18 protein-coding genes are annotated in these 18,427 nt (G+C 64.5%); 9 read left to right on the top strand and 9 right to left on the bottom strand.

Annotation, left to right across the window (positions count from 1 at the left end; translation table 11 throughout):
- Positions 1 to 20: 20 nt before the first annotated feature.
- The 3 genes from hisG to Q0627_RS21160 are packed head-to-tail and all read right to left on the bottom strand — an operon-like array spanning position 21 to position 1,913.
- Positions 21 to 866, bottom strand: a complete 846-nt coding sequence (gene hisG / locus Q0627_RS21170; RefSeq protein WP_291015613.1) for an ATP phosphoribosyltransferase — start codon at positions 864 to 866, stop codon at positions 21 to 23.
- Positions 867 to 921: 55 nt separating this feature from the next.
- A complete protein-coding gene (locus Q0627_RS21165; protein WP_291015615.1) occupies positions 922 to 1,185 on the bottom strand; it encodes a phosphoribosyl-ATP diphosphatase in 264 nt (87 codons plus the stop codon).
- Positions 1,186 to 1,220: 35 nt separating this feature from the next.
- Positions 1,221 to 1,913 (bottom strand): HAD family phosphatase, encoded by a 693-nt coding sequence (locus Q0627_RS21160; RefSeq protein ID WP_291015617.1) that lies wholly within the window; start codon positions 1,911 to 1,913, stop codon positions 1,221 to 1,223.
- Between the two features lie 194 nt (positions 1,914 to 2,107).
- Between Q0627_RS21160 and Q0627_RS21155 the strand changes: the two genes are divergently transcribed.
- On the top strand, positions 2,108 to 2,518 hold the full coding sequence (locus Q0627_RS21155; RefSeq protein WP_291015619.1) for a hypothetical protein: 411 nt from the start codon (positions 2,108 to 2,110) through the stop codon (positions 2,516 to 2,518).
- 107 nt (positions 2,519 to 2,625) lie between these two features.
- On the top strand, positions 2,626 to 3,873 hold the full coding sequence (locus Q0627_RS21150; RefSeq protein ID WP_291015621.1) for a threonine/serine exporter family protein: 1,248 nt from the start codon (positions 2,626 to 2,628) through the stop codon (positions 3,871 to 3,873).
- Here Q0627_RS21150 and Q0627_RS21145 read toward each other — a convergent pair.
- From Q0627_RS21145 to Q0627_RS21135, 3 genes are all read right to left on the bottom strand, one after another.
- Entirely contained in the window at positions 3,848 to 5,287 is a 1,440-nt protein-coding gene (locus Q0627_RS21145; protein WP_298812654.1) for a hypothetical protein, read from the bottom strand. The genes Q0627_RS21150 and Q0627_RS21145 overlap by 26 nt on opposite strands.
- 117 nt (positions 5,288 to 5,404) lie before the next feature.
- Positions 5,405 to 8,983, bottom strand: a complete 3,579-nt coding sequence (gene metH / locus Q0627_RS21140; RefSeq protein WP_298812651.1) for a methionine synthase — start codon at positions 8,981 to 8,983, stop codon at positions 5,405 to 5,407.
- Positions 8,984 to 9,155: 172 nt separating this feature from the next.
- Positions 9,156 to 9,758 (bottom strand): hypothetical protein, encoded by a 603-nt coding sequence (locus Q0627_RS21135; RefSeq protein ID WP_291015997.1) that lies wholly within the window; start codon positions 9,756 to 9,758, stop codon positions 9,156 to 9,158.
- A gap of 164 nt (positions 9,759 to 9,922) precedes the next feature.
- Here Q0627_RS21135 and Q0627_RS21130 point away from each other — a divergent pair, with 164 nt between their 5' ends.
- The gene (locus tag Q0627_RS21130) at positions 9,923 to 10,807 is read left to right on the top strand and encodes a PAC2 family protein (protein ID WP_291015999.1); all 885 of its coding nucleotides are present in this window, start codon (positions 9,923 to 9,925) and stop codon (positions 10,805 to 10,807) included.
- Here Q0627_RS21130 and Q0627_RS21125 read toward each other — a convergent pair.
- Together Q0627_RS21125 and mshC are read right to left on the bottom strand one after the other, a co-directional pair.
- Positions 10,804 to 11,112, bottom strand: a complete 309-nt coding sequence (locus Q0627_RS21125; protein WP_291016001.1) for a hypothetical protein — start codon at positions 11,110 to 11,112, stop codon at positions 10,804 to 10,806. The genes Q0627_RS21130 and Q0627_RS21125 overlap by 4 nt on opposite strands.
- 37 nt (positions 11,113 to 11,149) lie before the next feature.
- The gene (mshC, locus tag Q0627_RS21120; RefSeq protein ID WP_291016003.1) at positions 11,150 to 12,388 is read right to left on the bottom strand and encodes a cysteine--1-D-myo-inosityl 2-amino-2-deoxy-alpha-D-glucopyranoside ligase; all 1,239 of its coding nucleotides are present in this window, start codon (positions 12,386 to 12,388) and stop codon (positions 11,150 to 11,152) included.
- A 255-nt stretch (positions 12,389 to 12,643) separates the two neighbouring features.
- Here mshC and Q0627_RS21115 point away from each other — a divergent pair, with 255 nt between their 5' ends.
- Both Q0627_RS21115 and Q0627_RS21110 read left to right on the top strand, forming a co-directional pair.
- Positions 12,644 to 14,050, top strand: coding sequence for a glutamate decarboxylase (locus Q0627_RS21115; protein WP_298812647.1), 1,407 nt, complete (start codon positions 12,644 to 12,646; stop codon positions 14,048 to 14,050).
- Between the two features lie 73 nt (positions 14,051 to 14,123).
- A complete protein-coding gene (locus Q0627_RS21110) occupies positions 14,124 to 14,678 on the top strand; it encodes a DUF4334 domain-containing protein (RefSeq protein WP_291016007.1) in 555 nt (184 codons plus the stop codon).
- Positions 14,679 to 14,744: 66 nt separating this feature from the next.
- Here Q0627_RS21110 and Q0627_RS21105 read toward each other — a convergent pair whose 3' ends face one another.
- A complete protein-coding gene (locus tag Q0627_RS21105; RefSeq protein ID WP_298812642.1) occupies positions 14,745 to 15,305 on the bottom strand; it encodes a Uma2 family endonuclease in 561 nt (186 codons plus the stop codon).
- Between the two features lie 117 nt (positions 15,306 to 15,422).
- Between Q0627_RS21105 and Q0627_RS21100 the strand changes: the two genes are divergently transcribed.
- The 4 genes from Q0627_RS21100 (at position 15,423) to Q0627_RS21085 (ending at position 18,416) form a co-directional block, all read left to right on the top strand.
- On the top strand, positions 15,423 to 15,581 hold the full coding sequence (locus Q0627_RS21100) for a hypothetical protein (protein WP_298812639.1): 159 nt from the start codon (positions 15,423 to 15,425) through the stop codon (positions 15,579 to 15,581).
- Positions 15,582 to 15,597: 16 nt separating this feature from the next.
- Complete coding sequence (locus tag Q0627_RS21095) at positions 15,598 to 16,434, top strand: AraC family transcriptional regulator (protein WP_298812613.1); 837 nt, start codon at positions 15,598 to 15,600, stop codon at positions 16,432 to 16,434.
- Between the two features lie 10 nt (positions 16,435 to 16,444).
- Complete coding sequence (locus Q0627_RS21090) at positions 16,445 to 16,843, top strand: VOC family protein (protein WP_298812610.1); 399 nt, start codon at positions 16,445 to 16,447, stop codon at positions 16,841 to 16,843.
- Between the two features lie 1,177 nt (positions 16,844 to 18,020).
- Complete coding sequence (locus Q0627_RS21085; RefSeq protein WP_298812609.1) at positions 18,021 to 18,416, top strand: hypothetical protein; 396 nt, start codon at positions 18,021 to 18,023, stop codon at positions 18,414 to 18,416.
- The last annotated feature ends 11 nt before the right edge of the window (positions 18,417 to 18,427 follow it).

Raw genomic sequence — 18,427 nt, 5'->3', positions numbered from 1 at the left:
GCGTGGCCGGTTGGGCACGGTTAGAAGCGGCAGGAGCGGATGTCGGTGGCCAGGATCGCCTTCGCGCCGAGCTCGGCCAGTTCGTCCATCAGGTTCTGGTGTTGTTTGCGCGGCACCATCGCGCGCACGGCCACCCAGTCCGGGTCGGCCATCGGCGCGACCGTCGGCGATTCGATGCCCGGGGTGATCGCCGATGCCTGTTCCAGTAGCGATTTGGGGCAGTCGTAGTCCATCATCACGTACTGCTGGCCGAACACCACACCCTGAACCCGGGCGATGAACTGGCGTGCCGCCTTGCCCAGGTCGGCATCGGCTCGCGAGATGAGCACCGCCTCCGAATCGCAGAGGGTGTCACCGAAGGCGACCAGTCCATGCTGACGCAGGGTGCGCCCGGAGCCGACGACATCGGCGATGGCATCGGCCACCCCGAGCTGGATGGAGATCTCGACGGCGCCGTCGAGGCGGATGATCTCGGCGTCGATACCGCGGTCGGCGAGGTCACGGCGCACCAGATTCGGGTACGAGGTGGCGATGCGTTTTCCGGCGAGGTCGCCGACGGTCCACTGCGCTCCGGCGGGGGCGGCGTAGCGGAACGTCGATGAACCGAAGCCCATCGAGATCTGTTCGTCTACGAAGGCACCGGAGTCACCGGCCAGGTCGCGGCCCGTGATACCCAGATCGAGGGTGCCCTGACCGACGTAGATGGCGATGTCTTTGGGCCGCAGGAAGAAGAATTCGACGTCGTTAGTGTTGTCGAGGACGGTGAGGTCTTTGCTGTCGGAACGTTTCCGGTAGCCGGCTTCGGCGAGGACGGCCGAGGCGGATTCGCTGAGGGCGCCCTTGTTGGGCACTGCCACACGCAACATGGTGGGTAGATCCTTTGACGAGGTGGGACTGTGAAAGGTGTTGGGGCCTATCGGTTCACAGATGTCGGTAGATGTCGTCGAGGGTCAGTCCGCGTTTGATCATCATCACCTGCAGCCAGTACAGGAGCTGGGAGATCTCCTCGCCGAGCGAGTCGTCGGATTCGTGTTCGGCGGCCAGCCACACCTCGCCGGCCTCTTCGATGATCTTCTTGCCCAGGGTGTGGATTCCGGAGTCGAGGGCGGCGACGGTGCCGCTCCCCTCGGGGCGGCTGACGGCCTTGTCACTGAGTTCGGCGAACAGCTCCTCGAATGTCTTCACGGTGCGCTATTCTCGCACGCCGCCGGTGACCGGTCCTAATGGATATGTTGGTGCTCGCCCGTCCACGCGCCGACCAGATCGCCGAACGTGAGTCCGGCCAGGGTTGCCCGGAAGCTGCGCAGCGATCCCTTCGGGACCGGCACCGCCGACGGCACGACCAGCGTCGGGCAGCCCGCGGACGTGGCGGCGATCGTTCCGGTCGGCGAGTCCTCGACGGCCAGGCATTCGCCTGGACGTCGTCCGGCCAACTCGGCCGCACGTAGGTACACGTAGGGCTGCGGTTTACCCGCCACCACCTCGTCGGCGCAGATGGTGGCGGCGAACCGGTGCCGCCCGAGCGTGTCGAGGGCGACGTCGGTGAGTTCCCGGATCGTGTTGGTGACCAGCACCGACGGGACACCAACGTCGAGGAGCATGTCGAGCGCGTCTGCTGCCCCGGGCCGCCACGGCAGTCCCTGTGCGAAGAGTTCGGCGACATGGTCGATCACCCAGCGGCTGTCCCCGGCCATGTCCCGATCCCGCGTGGGTACTTCGGCGGCATCGTGCACCTTGGTGATCGCGTCGGGCAGCGAGTTGCCCAGCGTCGATTCCCGCAACGCGGGCGTGAGCAAGATCCTGTGACGCAGCGTGAACTGTTCGACGGCGATGTCCCAGATCGGTTCCGAGTCGAGCAGGGTGCCGTCCATGTCCCACAGGACGGCCGCCGGGGCCAGTGGTGCGGTGCTCATGGCGCCCATGATTCCCGATGCCACCCTCGGGAGGCCAAATCGATCAGGCCCTGGTATGAGTGAACGTCGGAACGGTCGTATCGCAGTCTGCCCGCGGGAAGTTCACCCGCATGGGTGACATTCGTAGTGCCGATGACCACTCATACTGAGATTCCCAGTATCGGATCACATAGATTTCCGAAAGGCGTCACCAAATGCTCAAGAAGATTGTACCGACCATCGCCCTGGTCACTGGTATTGCGCTCGCAACGATACCCACGACCCCAGCAAACGCGGCACCTGCGAGAAATGGTGTGGCTGCGATCAAGATGAAGATCAACGCCTACTACGGACAAAACTACGGGCCGAATGTCTATAGCACTGGTTTTTCCCCGGGAGTGGCGTGGTCAGCTCGTGATCGATCAGGTGCAGAAGTACAAGGTATGAACTGCCAGATCCAGATCTATTTCCCGGGTACCACCAAACCGACGTACAAGTCGGCGTTGTGTCAGGGTGGTGTCGGAGTCACGGACAACGGCCTCTACTCGAACCCCGGGCATTATCGCATCATCGTGGTCGACAAGATCTCCGGTAAGCGCGCCTGGCGGTGGTTCACCATCGAGTGATCTTCAACCGCTGAACGCCGTCACGAACAGCGGCTGACTGCCAACCCGGCCGTGTCGCGGCTCAGTACGCCAAAAGTCGCACCGAGCAAGGCTTAGGCTTGCCTCCTATGGAGACAACGCCCACCCAGATCCGTGACCGGCTGGGACTGCTCGCCGACCTCGCCTGCGGCTTTCTGGAGTCCGGGCAATCCGGGTGGCGCACCAAGCAGATCTTGAGCGCCGATGCGCACGCGCTGGGTCTGGAAGGGTTCAACTGCACCACCGTCGGGCGGGTCGTGATCGTTGAGGCGCATCTTCCGGACGGTTCCAATGTCACCGTCACCACCTGCGCCGACGCTCTCGACCTCATCGACTGCACCCGGTCGTTGCGGCTGCACCGCCTGGCTCAGCGCATCGAGGACAACGCCGATGTCGCTGTTTCCAAGCTCGACGAGCTACGCGATCAGATCGGTGAACTGCGGGCGACCGTGACCCCGTGGTGGGCGGTGACGATCGGCATGACGTTGCTGGCGTTCGTGATCGCCATGCAGTTGGGCGTGGGCTGGCAGGCGTGGGTGACGGCGAGTGCGGTGCAGGTCGTCACCGCACTCGCCGGGCAGGTCCTGGGGCGTTTGCACACTCCGCACCTGTTCACCATTGCGGTGCAGAGCTGCGTGGCCGGGGTGGCGGCGACGCTGGCGGTCAAACTCGGCCTCGTCGACCCGGTGGGTGCGGCCGCCGCGATCGCCGTGAACTGGCTGCTGCTGGTTCCGCTGCCGCAGATCATCGGTGCGATGAACGACGTGATCGACTCCGATTACCTCACCGCGGTGACCCGTGCCGGCAGCGTCGCGGTCACCGGCCTGGGCATCACCGTCGGCGCCGCGCTGACCTTCGAACTCGGTGAACTCCTGAACATGGAACATCCGCTGCTCGACGAACTGCCGGGCCTGCCGTGGTACCTCGCCCTGGTGTTCTCGGCGATCGGCGCGATCGGGAACGCCCTGGCCAACGGCGGCTGGCTCAAGCTGCTGGTGCCCGCGGCCGTCATCGGAGTGATCACCGGCGGGGTGAACCAGGCACTGCTGGTGGCCGCCGGTTTCGACACCCTCTGGGCCAACGCCGTCGCCGCGATCGTCCTCGGTGTGGTGTCGATGATCATGGCCGCCCGGACCGGTTACCCACAACACGTGTTCGCGCTGATGGGGATCACCGGCGCCCTGTTGCCCGGCATCGCCGTCGTGTCGGGGATCCTGCTGGAGATGGGCGGACAGTCCGGCGGCGCACAGTTCGCCGGTGCTGCCACCATCTGCATCGCGCTCGGCACCGGTGTGGCGTTCGGTGCGTTCTTCACTCAGCGGATGCTGCCGGACTGAACCGGCGACGGACCGTGTGGGCGACGGCGTAGATCAGGGTCAGCGCCGACAGGCCCATCGCGGTGGTGCACATCGCCAGAGTGCTGTCTCCTCGTCCCGACGTGTAGCCGTCGTTGCCGCCGCCGGGGCCACCACCGCCGGGTCCACCGTTGCCGCCCTGCTGTCCACCGCCCGGGGCGCCGCCCGAGGTGGTCGTGGCAGTCGTGGCTGATCCCGCCCCGCCCGGTCCACCACCGTTACCGCCACCGCCGAAGCCACCGTCGGGACCGCCCATCCCCTGATCACCGGTGAGCGACGAGTGATAGACACCGATCGCGGCGAGCTGGATCAGCACCGGGATGATCGCGTAGCGCAGCGGCAGGTAGAACGCCAGCACCACGCTGAGCACCTCGGCGGTGTAGAAGTACCGGTCGTGCATGGCCGGCAGCAGGAACGGGACGATCACCGCGCTCGCCGTGGCGACGGCCAAAATCGATGCCGGGGTGACTGCCGGCTTCTTCCACACCGACCACGAGAGGAAGGCCACCACGATCGCACCGGCCGCGACTATCCCCGCGTGCGCCAACCAGGTGGCGTCGCCGTCGATCGGGACGAGCTGGTACAGATTCGCGGCGCCGAGGGTCAGCTTCTTGTACGAGCCGGTCTGATCCAGATACACCGTCAGCACGTCGTGCAGCGGCGCACCGGCGATCAGGGCGGGTACCTCCATCAGCACGAACACCAGCGGAATCGCTGCCAGGGACTGCCACGGCAGCCGTCGCCGCAGCACCAGCCACGCCAGCACCGGCAGCACGAACACCGCCTGCAACTTGAACGACAACGCCAGCCCGAAGAACGCGCACGCCCACACCGCATTCCACACCTGCGACGACCGGTCGATCCGCTCCCGCTGCGCCCGGAGCAGGAAGTAGATGCCGCCGACCACGAACGCCGAGTAGATTCCGTCGGCCTGACCCCAGTACGCACTGTTGGCGATCACCGACGGCAACAGCACCATGACGCCGAATACCAACGCCCGCAACGAAAACCGATTAGTTCGCAACGCCACGATGCGATAGGCGAAGAAGGCGAGCACGAAGTCGAAGATGATCGAGATCGCTTTGATCCCCACCAGCGCCGGAATGTTCAGCGCCGTCAGAATCCAGATCAGATACAGGTACGGATAGTTGTAGTCGGCGAACCGCTCCTTGAATGCGTCGACGCCCTGAGCGTCGAGCACCGAATACCAGCGACTCAGAAACGCGCGATAGTCGAGGGTTTCGATGTCGAGGAACTGCCAGCGGACAACCAGCGCCACGACGACGATCGCGCCGAGCACCGACCAGCGCAGCCATCGGGGGGTTCCCGGTGGCCCGGCCTGGTCGTCGGTGTCTACCTGGGCACTGCCAGAGCGCGCAAGAGTTGCAGAGGTCATGAGACCCACTGTCGCCGTGTTTGCTGTGAACCGGGTGGGAGCGCCCTGCGCCGTTTCTGGCAACAACTATGTGGTGGATCGGGGCTCGTATACGGTCCCGATCCACCCCACAGCGGGCTAGGTGTTGAAGTACTTGGCTTCCGGATGGTGCAGAACGAACGCGTCGGTGGACTGCTCGGGGTGCAGCTGCAACTCCTCGGACAGGACGACACCGATGCGTTCGGGTTCGAGAAGCGCGATCATCTTGGCGCGGTCTTCGAGATCCGGGCAGGCACCGTAGCCGAATGAGAAACGCGCACCACGGTATTCGAGGTCGAAGAAGCCCTGCGGGTTCTCCGGGTCCTCTTCACCGAACGACAGTTCCGAACGCACCCGCTGATGCCAGTACTCGGCCAACGCCTCGGTCAGCTGCACGCCGATGCCGTGCACTTCGAGGTAGTCGCGGTAGGCGTTGTCGGCGAACAGTTTGTTGGCGAAATCGGCGATGGGTTGGCCCATCGTCACCAACTGGAACGGCAGCACGTCGACATGTCCTGCGGCGATGGCCGATTCGCGGGAGGCGATGAAGTCGGCGATGCACAAGAACCGGGACCGCTGCTGGCGCGGGAATTCGAAGGTGTACCGCACCGGAGCGTCCGGACGCGGCTCGGTGAGCACATGCACCGCATCACCTTCGCTGACGGCCGGGAAGTAGCCGTACACCACCGCGGCATGCTGCAGGATGTTCTCCGTCGACAGCCTGTCGACCCAGTGCCGCAACCGCGGCCGGCCCTCGGACTCCACCAGATCCTCGTACGACGGCCCGTCGCTGCCACGGGTACCACGCAGCCCCCACTGCCCCAGGAACAGAGCCCGTTCATCGAGCAATTGCATGTACTCGGCGATCGGAACACCCTTGATGATGCGGGTACCCCAGAACGGCGGCGTGGGAATACGGTTGTCGGAGACCACATCCGAGCGGGCCGGAACCTCGACCGGTACTTCGGCCGCCTTGCGCTTGGCGGCGATCTTCTTGGACCGCTCGTGCCGGGCCTTGCGTTCGGCGGCCTTCTTGGCGGCGGCGATCGCCTCCGGGCTGTCCGGGGCCGGCCCCTCTCCCCGTTTGGTGGCCATGATGTCGTCCATCAACCGCAAACCCTCGAAAGCATCACGTGCGTAGTGCACGTCGCCGTCGTAGGTGTCGGTGAGATCGTTCTCGACGTACGCGCGGGTGAGTGCGGCACCGCCGAGCAGCACCGGATACTCCTCCGCCAAACCTCGTGAATTGATCTCCTCGAGGTTCTCCTTCATCACTACGGTCGATTTCACGAGCAGACCCGACATACCGATGACGTCGACCTTCTTGTCCTCGGCGACCTCCAGGATCGTCGAAATCGGTTGTTTGATACCGATATTGACAACCTCGTAGCCGTTGTTGGACAAGATGATGTCGACCAGATTCTTGCCGATGTCGTGCACGTCGCCCTTGACGGTGGCCAGCACGATCCGGCCCTTACCACTGGCACCGGTCGACTCCATGTGCGGTTCCAGGTGCGCCACAGCGGTTTTCATGACCTCGGCCGATTGAAGCACGAACGGCAGCTGCATCTGTCCCGAACCGAACAGCACACCAACAGTTTTCATGCCGGCCAGCAATGTCTCGTTGATGATCTTCAGCGGCGGCACCTCGATCATCGCCTCATCGAGGTCGGCCTCGAGGCCGTTACGCTCGCCGTCGACGATGCGTCGCTCCAGCCGTTCGAACAGTGGCAGCTTAGCCAGTTCCGCCGCCCGCGATTCACGTGCCGACGCCGCCGACACCCCTTCGAACAACTCCATCAGCTTCTGCAGCGGATCATAGGTGTCGGTGCGCCGGTTGTAGACCAGATCGAGGGCGACCGTGCGGTGCTCCTCGGGGATGCGCGCCATCGGCAGGATCTTGGAGGCGTGCACGATGGCCGTGTCGAGTCCGGCCTGCACACATTCGTGCAGGAACACCGAATTGAGCACCTGCCGGGCGGCCGGGTTCAGGCCGAAGGAGATGTTGGAGATGCCCAGGGTGAAGTGGATGCTCGGGTGAGCTTCCTTGATCCGCCGGATGGCCTCGATTGTCTCGATGCCGTCGCGGCGCACCTCCTCCTGCCCGGTCGAGATCGGGAAGGTGAGGGCATCGATGATGATGTCCTCCTCCGACAGCCCCCAGTCGTCGGTGATCTCGGTGATCAGCCGCTCGGCGATCGCCACCTTGTGGTCGGCGGTGCGGGCCTGCCCTTCCTCGTCGATGGTCAGCGCCACCACTGCGGCACCGTGTTCGACGACCAGCCGCATGATGCGCGCAAACCGCGAATCGGGACCGTCGCCGTCCTCGTAGTTGACCGAGTTCACTGCGCACCGGCCGCCGAGTGCTTCCAGACCGGCCTGGATGACGTCGGGTTCGGTGGAGTCGATCATGATCGGCAGTGTCGAGGACGTCGCGAAGCGGGTGGCCAGAGCCGTCATGTCGGCGGCGCCGTCGCGGCCCACGTAGTCGACGTTGAGGTCGAGCATGTGGGCGCCGTCGCGGGTCTGGTCCTTGGCGGTGTCCAGGCACTTCTGGTAGTCGCCGGAGATCATCGCCTCGCGGAACGCCTTGGAGCCGTTGGAGTTGGTGCGTTCGCCGATCACCAGGAAGCTCGCGTCCTGGTCGAACGGCACCGCCGTGTACAGCGACGACGTCTCGGACTGATGCTCGGGCGTGCGCACCGCGGGGGTGACCTCGGCGACGGCCTGCGCCACCTGCCGGATGTGTTCGGGTGTGGTTCCGCAGCAGCCGCCCACGAATTCCAGACCGAACCCGCCGACGAAGCCGCTCAGGGCCTCGGCCAGCTCGTCCGGCGTCAGCGGGTATTCAGCACCGTTGGGGCCCAGCACGGGCAACCCCGCGTTCGGCATCACCGACACCGGGACCCGGGCATGCTTGGACAGGTACCGCAGGTGCTCGCTCATCTCGGCGGGGCCGGTGGCGCAGTTCAGGCCGATCATGTCGATGCCGAGTGGTTCGATCGCGGTCAGCGCCGCCCCGATCTCCGAACCGAGCAGCATGGTGCCGGTGGTTTCGACGGTCACATGGGAGATGATCGGGATGGACCGGCCCAGCTCTGCCATCGCCCGACGGGCCGCGACCACCGCGGCCTTCACCTGCAGCAGGTCCTGGCTGGTCTCGATGAGGATCGCGTCGGCGCCGCCGTCGAGCATGCCGGCCACGCATTCGAAGTAGGCGTTGCGGATGATCTCGAACGTGGTGTGGCCCAGGCTCGGCAGTTTGGTCCCGGGCCCGACGGAACCGAGCACGAAACGGGGGGTGCCGTCGGCCGAGGCACCCATCTCGTCGGCGACGCCGCGGGCGATGGCGGTGCCCTTGTAGGACAGTTCGCGGATGCGGTCCGCGATGTCGTAGTCACCGAGGTTGGACAGGTTGCAGCCGAATGTGTTGGTTTCGACGGCGTCGGCGCCGGCCTCGAAGTAGGCTCGGTGGATATCGGCGAGTACGTCGGGCCGGGTGTCGTTGAGGATCTCGTTACAGCCTTCGAGGCCGTTGAAATCGTCAAGGGTCAAATCTGCGGCTTGGAGCATCGTGCCCATCGCACCGTCGCCGATCAACACCCGGCGGGACATGGCCGACAGGAAGGATGAGTCGTATCCGGCCTGTTCGGTTGCGTGCGATTTGCTATGGGACATGGTTGACAGCTTAGTTCGCCCTCAGTTGCGATCCGACCGAAGGCTCTATCGGCGACCGCTCAGCAGCGCCTATACCCCCAGTTGCCGGCCTGGTGTATTCACGCACATCTCGCAGTGAGGGCCGCGGCGGGGCGTAGTCACCCGCCGCAACCCCACTGCGAGATGCTCGGCCCTACTGGATACGGTCCAGCCGGGTACTGCAGGTCCAGGACGCCTTGGTGTTCGCGTGAGCGACGTACGGATCGTCCTTGTACTTGACTACTCCGTTGACGTAGATCTTGCAGCCCGGGAACCACAGCGTGGAATGTTTCCGGGGGACGCCGTATGTGTACGCAATGCCGTTCTGGGCCGATCTCCTGACCTTGACCTCGTATGCGTCGCGGCGGGCGTAGAAGGTCCTGCGAGCCGGTGACTGTCCCGAGAATGTGGTCTTTCGGCCGTCGGTTCCCGTGTAGTAGTCCTTTGGCGCTTTCGGATCGATGGTCGTGAAGTACCAACTGGCGGTGACCGGACCACCGAATCCCGACGCCTTGCTCTTCAGCGAGTTCCACGTCGCGGGCAGCCACACTTCGACGGTGATCTGCTTGTTCCTGTCCACGTCGACGAACAGCTGCTTGCCGAGTATGTCCGTATTCCCGATGGGACGCTCGATGCGACTGTTCGGATCAAAGCCCGGTCTTGCCGTGGCAGGTGCTGCCAGGAGAGTTCCGAGCGCCAGGATGGCGGTGAGTGCGGCCAGAAGCAGTGTTCTGACCCATTCTGTGAGGTGTTTCATCGGGCCATGCCTTTCTCGCAGGGAGTGTGTCAGAGCGAACTCTAGGTTTGGCCTGCGGTGCCGGCACGAGTAGTCGACTACTCGAATCACTGCGACCGCTCCCGCGCCACCTGCGTCGGGGTTTTGGTTCGCCGTGATCCACGCTCGGGTCGTAGGCTGGATCAGTGAACGCTGAGCAGCTGTCGAAACTCCCCCGGCTCCGCCGTCCGGTGCTGGTCGCCGCCTTCGAGGGGTGGAACGATGCGGGAGACGCCGCGAGCGGTGCGGTCGAGCATCTGGCACTGAACTGGGATGCCGAACACCTCATCGACATCGATTCCGACGACTACTACGACTATCAGGTCAACCGGCCGACGGTGAAGCAGGTCGACGGTGTGACCAGGCGAATCGACTGGCCGACCACGTCGATCTCCTACTGCAGCCCCGACGGCTCGGATCGCGACATCGTCATCATCCGCGGTATCGAACCCAACATGCGCTGGCGCGGGTTCTGCGCCGAGATCGTCGATATCGCCCGCGCCCTCGGTGTGGAGTTGACGGTGATGCTCGGTGCGTTGCTCGCCGACACCCCGCACACCCGGCCGGTTCCGGTGACCGGCGCCGCCTACAGCAGCGAATCGGCCACCCGCTACAACCTGGCCGAAAGCCGGTACGAGGGACCGACCGGCATCACCGGTGTGCTGCAGGACCTGTTCGTGCAGGAGGGGTTGCCGTCACTGTCGTTCTGGGCTGCGGTACCGCACTACGTATCCACCCCGCCCAACCCGAAGGCGACCATCGCGTTACTGCGGCGCGTCGAGGAGGTCCTCGACATCGAGGTGCCGTTGGGGACGCTGCCGGAGCAGTCCGACGAGTGGGAACGTTCGGTCACCGAGATGACCGAGGACGACGACGAGATCGCCGAATACGTGCGTGGCCTGGAAGAACGCGGCGATGCCGAGGAAGACAACCCCGACGAGTTGATGGCCAAGTTCGACGGTGACGCGCTGGCCGCCGAGTTCGAGCGGTACCTCAAGCGGCGCGGCGACTCCGGACCATTCCCCGGTTAGCCGATCTTCTCGATCGACTCGACCGGGGTGGTGATGCGCCAAGTGCGCACGTCCGGGTCGTCGGCGGCCCGCACCCAGAACTGGGCCGATTCACCGACCCGGCAGGTGCGCACACCGAGCAGCGGGATGTCCTCGGAGTCGCGGCGCAGCCTGCTGACCGCCCATTCCTCGCTGTCGGACACGCCCACGCCGGGTGCCCGCAGCAGCGTCATCTCGTTGAAGTCGAGCAGGTATGTCGAGGTCTGGGTGACGACCGTCCACACACCCGAATCCGTGTCGGAGCTGATCTCTTTCGCGCGAGCCACCAGAGCACTGTACCCAAGCGAACGAGATTTCTGTCACTCAGCGCAGCGTGATTCCGAGCAATGCGTCGACGGCTGTCGCGATTTCTTCCGGCGCCGACGCCGACCTACCGATTCCCGTCTCCACATCGGCACACCATGCGTCGACGGCGTCGAGTGCTTTGGGGGTGTTCAGGTCGTCGGCCAGATGCTGACGGACCCGGTCGATGACGTCCGCGGCGTCGGGGCCCACAGCGGCAGCGGCAGCCGTTCGCCAACGGTTCAGCCGCGCTACCCCTCGCTCAAGCACCTCATCCGTCCACATCCGGTCGGTGCGGTAGTGACTTTCGAGCAGTCCGAGCCGAACCGCCGCGGGATCGACCCCTTGCTGCCGCAGTCTGGACACCAGTACGAGATTGCCGAGGCTCTTGGACATCTTCTCGCCGTCGAGGCCGATCATGCCGGTGTGCACGTAGTGGCGCGCGAAACGGCGCGAGTCCGTGAGTGCTTCACCGTGCGCGGCGGAGAACTCATGGTGCGGGAAGATCAGGTCCTGCCCACCACCCTGGATGTCGAATTCGACGCCGAGACGGTTGAGGGCGATCGCCGAGCATTCGATGTGCCAGCCGGGACGGCCCGGCCCGTGCGGCGATTCCCACGACGGTTCGCCGGGCCGCGCGGCACGCCACAGCAGGGCGTCGAGCGGATGACGTTTGCCGGGGCGGTCGGGATCACCACCGCGTTCGGCGAAGAACCTGTCCATCGTGGCCCGGTCATAGCCGGATTCGTACCCGAACTGCTCGGTGGCATCGGTGCGGAAATAGATGTCCGGGTATTCGTCGTCGAGGATGTAGGCGGCCCCGGAGGCCACGAGCTTCCCGACGGCCTCCACCACCTCGTTCACCGATTCGACGGCGCCGATGTAGTCCCGCGGCGGCAGCACCCGCAGCGCGGTCATGTCGTCGCGGAACAACTGCGTTTCGCGGGCACCGAGATCGCGCCAGTCGATGCCGTCGCGGTCGGCCCGTTCGAACAGCGGATCATCGACGTCGGTCACGTTCTGCACGTAGTGCACCTCGTGCCCCTGGTCACGCAGCACCCGGTTGACGATGTCGAAAGTCAGGTAGGTCGCGGCGTGTCCGAGGTGGGTGGCGTCATACGGGGTGATACCGCACACGTACATGGTCGCGGTCTCGCCGGGGGTGACCGGCCGCACTTGACGATCGGCTGTGTCGTACAGCCGGAGTGCCGGACCACGGCGGGGGACGACCGGGAGGCTGGGTTGTGGCCACGATTGCATGCGTCCACTGTATGGAATGTTTCCGCCCGCCTCCGATCGCGCCCCGGCCTTACGGGGAAACGTACGGCTTGTCGGCGGAGCACCGCTGCCGTCCTGGATCAGCCCCTGAGATTGCGTTGAGTCCCGGTTTCCGGGATCAAACGCACGGTCAACCGCGTACGCTGCCGGCCGAGCCGGACATCGCCGAACTCGGCCTTCGCCGGCGTCGAAGTCTGGGACTGTGGAAGACGAGGTAACGCTCATCGAGGAGGAATCATGGCCCGCAAGCACACCAACGCCCGGCACACGACGAATCATGGCGCGAAACTGATCCTCAACCCGGTGTTCGTACGTCCCGGCGAAGCCACCGAACTGCCCAAATTCACCATCCCCGACGACATGAGCCTGCCCGAGACCGCCTACCAGATCGTGCACGACGAGGCGATGCTCGACGGCAACGCACGCCTGAATCTGGCCACCTTCGTCACCACCTGGATGGATGACGAGGCCCGTCGGCTGTACGCCGAGACGTACGACAAGAACATGATCGACAAGGATGAGTATCCGCAAACCGCGGCCATCGAGGACCGGTGCTGGAAGATCATCGCCGACCTGTGGCATGTGCCCGATGTGGACGACGCGATCGGTACGTCGACGATCGGGTCGTCGGAGGCGGCGATGCTCGGCGGACTCGCGCTCAAACGGCACTGGCAGGCCCGGCGCAAAGCCGAAGGCAAGCCGATCGATCGGCCGAACCTGGTGCTGTCCACCGCCGTTCAGGTGTGCTGGGAGAAATTCCTGAACTATTTCGAGGTCGAACCGCGCTGGGTGCCGGTCAGCGAGGAACACTTCGTCCTCGACGGCCACGACCTCGACAGGTACGTCGACGAGAACACCATCGGCGTGGTGGCGATCATGGGTGTCCCCTACAACGGCCTGTACGAGCCGGTCAAGGCAATCTCCGAGAAACTCGACGAAATCCAGGCCGCGACGGGTCTCGACGTCAAGATTCACGTCGACGGAGCGTCGGGCGGCATGATCGCGCCGTTCTGCCAGCCCGACCTCGAATGGGACTTCCGGGTACCGCGAGTGGTGTCCATCAACACCTCGGGCCACAAGTACGGGCTCGTCTACCCGGGCCTGGGCTGGATCGTGTGGCGCGACACCGCCGCCCTGCCCGAGAGCATGGTGTTCCACTGCAGCTACCTCGGCGGCGACATGCCCACCCTTGCGCTCAACTTCTCGCGGCCCGGCGCGCAGGTGCTGTTGCAGTACTACAACTTTCTGCGGTTGGGCCGCAAAGGCTACAAGCACATCCAGCAGGCCTCGCTGGATGTCGCCGTGTATCTGTCGTCATCGATCGCGGAGATGGGGCCGTTCGAACTGGTCAGCAAGGGCGACACCATCCCGGTGTTCGCGTGGCGTCTCAAGCCCGGATACACCGACAATTGGACCTTGTACGACCTGTCGGACCGACTCCGCATGAAGGGCTGGCTGGTCCCGGCCTACCCGATGGCCGACGACCTCCCCGACATGACGTTGCAGCGCATAGTCGTCCGCACCGGCCTGAGCCACGATCTGGCGACCGCATTGTTGCGCGATATCGACAGTAAGGTCGCCTTCCTTGATGCCCTCGACGGCCCGATGCCGAGGGAGGGAACCGGATCGCACTTCCATCACTGAGCCATCGCGGGTAACTGTGACTGTTGCCATACCGATTTCTGGAAGATATAGCATCGCATCTAGGATCTGCGACATGCAGCTTCATGACGTGATCCCCGACGCGCCCACCACCACCGAAGCGGCGTCGGCACTGTTCGACTCACTCGATGCCGTCGACCCCGACTTCATGTTCGGTACCTGGCATGGAGCCGAGATGCCCACCGGACATCCCATCGACGGCGCGCTCGCAGCGAGCGGCTGGTGGGGTAAGCAGTTCATCGACTCCGAGAACGTGCATCCGCTGCTGTTCCCGAGCCGGGACGGCAAGAGCCTGTGGCCGATGAATCCGGTGATGGCGTTCAGCGCGCTCGGCGCCCTGCGTGCTGCTCCGCAACTGCGGAATATGTCGTTCTCCCGGCCGATCGGTGCCACCAACTTCGCCACCCGGGCCCGCGGCTCCAAGGCGCGGCTGCGCACCACCCGCTACCGGGGTGTCGACTCGGCCACCATGGTCTACGACCAGCTCCCCATCAACGACGTCTTCCACCGCATCTCCGACGACGCGGTCCTGGGTGCGATGGATCTGAAAGGTGTTGCGCGGCCGTACTTCTTCGTCCTGCGCCGCGACGACTCGCTCCCGGTGCGCTGAGACCGGAATCTCGTCTGAGCGTGCGTCCAGTCCCGGAAATCGGGATCGAACGCACACTCAGACGTACTAGTCGATCAGCTCGTCGGGTGTGAAGGCGATGCTGAGAGGTTCTGTCGCAGCGAATGTTTCCGTTCCTGCGGCCTGACCGCACAACTCGAACACGCCATCGCGCATCGTGAACGCGATGATCGACGGCTCATCTGGGTCGATGACCCAGTAATGCGGGCAACCGGCGCGTTGCAGGCGTTCCTTCTTGAGCAGCAGGTCGATTCCCCTGGTGGACGGGGACAGCACCTCGATTGCCAACAGTGGCGGGCCGGGCAGATCGGATTCGGTGAAGTCAGTACGCAGGGCAACCAGAATGTCCGGTTGCATCACCGTGTCGTCGGCGAGAACAACGTCGACCGGTGCTGTAAGTACTCGGGCGTCCGGCGGACAGACGTCACGCAACCGCGGAATGAGCGCGGTCACGACGATCTGGTGCCGGATCCTCGGCGCGGGGCTCACGATGAGGCTCCCGTCGATGATCTCGTACCGATGGCCGTCATCGGGCATCGTGGCGAGGTCGGCGCGGGTGAACGCGCGCCCGCGTGGCAGGTCCTTCACCTCGGTGGTCATGCTGGTCATGGTATGTCTCCCTCCAAATCATGGCCACTGATTCAACTCTGACATCGGCTTTCACACCAGGGGTCCGTCACGTGCCTGTGGATAACCGCCCGGCCCGAAACGGACATAATGGCAGCCATGCGGGTGCTGGTGGTCGACGACGAGGATCCGGGGGCGGTCACCATGAATGCGAAGCTCGACCGGCTGGAAGACTCCCGTGTCGCGGTCACAAACCCCACCGCTGAGCCTCGGCACGACAACTATTGCGATGCCGGACCCCAGCGGTGGGGTTTGTGACGCGTAGCGTGGATGGATGGGAACGATGTCGGCGGCGAGGCGGCCTGCGCCGGCACTGGCCGGCCTCATCGAGCAGTACTACGGGTACCGGCTGCAGGGATACGCACCCGGGGTGCACCGTGGTCTGCCCTCACGGCACGTCACCTTCATCGTCAGTATCGGCAGCCCGATCGACATTGCCGCGCAAACCGATCCGCGGCAGGCGCCCGGATCGTACCGGTGCGTACTCAGCGGCCTGCAGGCCTTGCCCGCGCTGATCGCGCACGACGGCAATCAAGAAGGCGTGGGTATCGAGCTGACGCCCGTCGGGTTCCGCACCCTGTTCGCCCGGCCGGCCCGGGAATTGTGGAACACCACCGTCGAACTCGACGACGTGGTCTCGCATGTGGGCAGTGAACTGTGGGAGCGGCTGCAGGTCACACCGAACTGGGCGGACCGGTTCGCGGTGTGCGACGAGATATTGACGCGTCTGCTACGACCGGACCTCCCGGAGGTCGCCCCCGAACTCGATCACGCCTGGGATCTGCTGGTCAGTACCGGGGGCACCACCACGGTCAGCGACATCTCCTCGGCAACAGGATGGAGCCGCCAGCATCTGACGCGACAGTTCACCGACGAATTCGGGCTCGGACCCAAGCTCGCCGCGCGAGTGGTCCGGTTCGAGCGGGCCCGCCGCATGTTGCAGGCGGTTCCGTCGCATATATCGATCGCGCAGGTGGCGGCCGTCTGCGGCTTCTACGACCAGGCGCATCTGACCAACGAGTTCACCTATCTGGCCGGCTGTACTCCGGCGCAGTGGCTGCGAAGTGAGGAGCTTCCATCTTTCCAATACGACGATGCTCACCTCGGGTGAGGATGGGTCCATGAGTAATTCACCGACCATCTGGCCCTGTCTCACCTACCGCGACGCACCCGCCGCCGCAGACTTTCTCATCGCCGCATTCGGCTTCGAGAAGCGTGCTTGGTACACGCAGGAGGACGATCCGACGATCGTTGAACACGCCGAACTGACGTGGCCGCTCGGCGGCGGCATCATGTTCGGCACCACGGGCAAGGACGACGGCCCGTTCGGCGTGCGGATCCCTGGTCAGGGTGCCGTCTACGTCGTCTGCGACGATCCCGACGCCCTGTTCACCCGCGCCACCGCTGCCGGCGCCGAGGTGATCCAGGGCCTGACCGACGAGGACTACGGCTCCCGCGGATTCTCGGTCCGCGACCCCGAAGGCAACATCTGGAGCTTCGGCACCTACCTGGGCGAATGAGCCGGTCCCGCTACGCAAACTTCGTCCCGCTCATCGGATATCGCGAGATCCGATAAGCGGGACGAAATTCTGTGCGCGGGAAGCGCATCGACGTTTGTGTGCGGCGAGTGAGACTACCTCGCCGCTCCCGGTGACCTTTTGCGGTCTGTATTCCCAGTGGGGGGTTTTCCGCGTATCCACCGCCTCTCGACGGTAGTCACCATGTCCAGTGCCGTACGTGGCACCACGCGTCACGACAACAGCTTCTCCACCGCTTTGGCGTCGAAGAAAGACCGGCCGGTCTCTCCGCTACCGTTACTCGCGCATGAACACCGTCAGGTCTTACGGACCTTCGGGTGCCCTGATTCCCGTTGCCGGGTCAGGGATTAGGACACTGTCGTACTGCTGCCGGGGAAAGGCTTTCGCTTATTTGGAGGAAACCACGACGGATTCGAACCGCCAACCTACTGATTTGAAGTCAATCGCTCTGCCCGTTGAGCTAGTGGACTGACAGAGGATGCGCTTTCCCTTGTGGCTCCGCCCCTTTTGAAGACGGAATACCACGCACCCTCGACCGTTCGGCTGTCAAGGCCTACTTGATCTCTCCCGCATCGTCGAAGCCGCCACGCCCCGCTTCCGCGTTCATGGAGTACGCCCTCGACTGACCATCTCGGACTTCAAACTCCTTACTCTGCCGCACGTTCCGTTACTGTTGAACTGCACCTGGCAGGTGCTGGGTCACCGATCGGCTCTCCCTGCGCCTCCCTTTCGCGGGGCGACGCCATCAACGCGCTTCGGAGGTGCCTCCACCCTGAGGTGAAGGTTCCGGCTCGTAGTGCATGGGGTACCGGAATTGCTTCCGGCGACGCTTGTCACACGCCTTTCACCGGGTCTCCCCGGATTATTCGCCATGCCGAATGTCATGAAGTTGTCAATGATCTTGCCTTCGAACACCTTTGGTGGCCAATCCGGAGTTCGCCGGATCGCCCTCGGCTGTACGAGAGATAAATATAGGCGTCCGCGTTTGAGCGCACAATCGATTATTTCGGACCAGATCGGCCAGTGACGGCAGACGTCGCGACACGCGGGCTGTCGGAAGTGCCAGATCCGGCAGAAGGTTGCCGATCATGCCGATAACATCGGGTGCCGTGAGCCGCGCACAAGTACCTCCGCCGCCGACCGGTCATCGGCACGTGCCATGACTGTCGCCGCTCTGATCACCGGGCTCGTCGCATTGACACTCGTCGCCGGAACGTGTTGGCGGATTGCCCGCGAACCTCGCCGCACCGGGCACGGGATGGCAATCGTGGTCAGCCTTGTTGCCGTCTGGGTGTTCCTGGTCATCCTCATGGCGCGGATCTCGGTGGGCAGCAACCTCATCGACATGGTCATTCTCGGTCCGATATTGCTGGTGATCCTGACAGCGATGGCGGCCGGGGTGAGCCTGGTCTTCAACGGCCTTGTGATCATCCGGCGGGAAGGACTGCGGATCGCCACGCTCGTGCCGGCCGTGTTCGGCTGCTTCCTGCTCACCACGGTGGTCGCGGCATTCGTGGCGGCCCTCATCGTCTTCAATGGGAAGGCCACGTGGTGAGGCCTGGTGGC

The organism is uncultured Gordonia sp. (genome assembly GCF_937858515.1).
Classification (GTDB): domain Bacteria; phylum Actinomycetota; class Actinomycetes; order Mycobacteriales; family Mycobacteriaceae; genus Gordonia.
This window is presented reverse-complemented; position numbering and strand designations above follow the sequence as displayed.

Bases quoted from the DNA above. Each gene is read 5' to 3' on its own strand.
- Q0627_RS21110 (WP_291016007.1), top strand. From the start codon at position 14,124: ATGCAGCTTCATGACGTGATCCCCGACGCGCCCACCACCACCGAAGCG.
- Q0627_RS21160 (WP_291015617.1), bottom strand. From the start codon at position 1,913: ATGAGCACCGCACCACTGGCCCCGGCGGCCGTCCTGTGGGACATGGAC.
- metH (WP_298812651.1), bottom strand. From the start codon at position 8,983: ATGTCCCATAGCAAATCGCACGCAACCGAACAGGCCGGATACGACTCA.
- Q0627_RS21135 (WP_291015997.1), bottom strand. From the start codon at position 9,758: ATGAAACACCTCACAGAATGGGTCAGAACACTGCTTCTGGCCGCACTC.
- Q0627_RS21100 (WP_298812639.1), top strand. From the start codon at position 15,423: ATGCGGGTGCTGGTGGTCGACGACGAGGATCCGGGGGCGGTCACCATG.
- Q0627_RS21115 (WP_298812647.1), top strand. From the start codon at position 12,644: ATGGCCCGCAAGCACACCAACGCCCGGCACACGACGAATCATGGCGCG.
- Q0627_RS21085 (WP_298812609.1), top strand. From the start codon at position 18,021: ATGACTGTCGCCGCTCTGATCACCGGGCTCGTCGCATTGACACTCGTC.
- Q0627_RS21150 (WP_291015621.1), top strand. From the start codon at position 2,626: ATGGAGACAACGCCCACCCAGATCCGTGACCGGCTGGGACTGCTCGCC.
- Q0627_RS21090 (WP_298812610.1), top strand. From the start codon at position 16,445: ATGAGTAATTCACCGACCATCTGGCCCTGTCTCACCTACCGCGACGCA.
- Q0627_RS21095 (WP_298812613.1), top strand. From the start codon at position 15,598: ATGGGAACGATGTCGGCGGCGAGGCGGCCTGCGCCGGCACTGGCCGGC.
- Q0627_RS21155 (WP_291015619.1), top strand. From the start codon at position 2,108: ATGCTCAAGAAGATTGTACCGACCATCGCCCTGGTCACTGGTATTGCG.
- hisG (WP_291015613.1), bottom strand. From the start codon at position 866: ATGTTGCGTGTGGCAGTGCCCAACAAGGGCGCCCTCAGCGAATCCGCC.
- Q0627_RS21145 (WP_298812654.1), bottom strand. From the start codon at position 5,287: ATGACCTCTGCAACTCTTGCGCGCTCTGGCAGTGCCCAGGTAGACACC.
- mshC (WP_291016003.1), bottom strand. From the start codon at position 12,388: ATGCAATCGTGGCCACAACCCAGCCTCCCGGTCGTCCCCCGCCGTGGT.
- Q0627_RS21105 (WP_298812642.1), bottom strand. From the start codon at position 15,305: ATGACCAGCATGACCACCGAGGTGAAGGACCTGCCACGCGGGCGCGCG.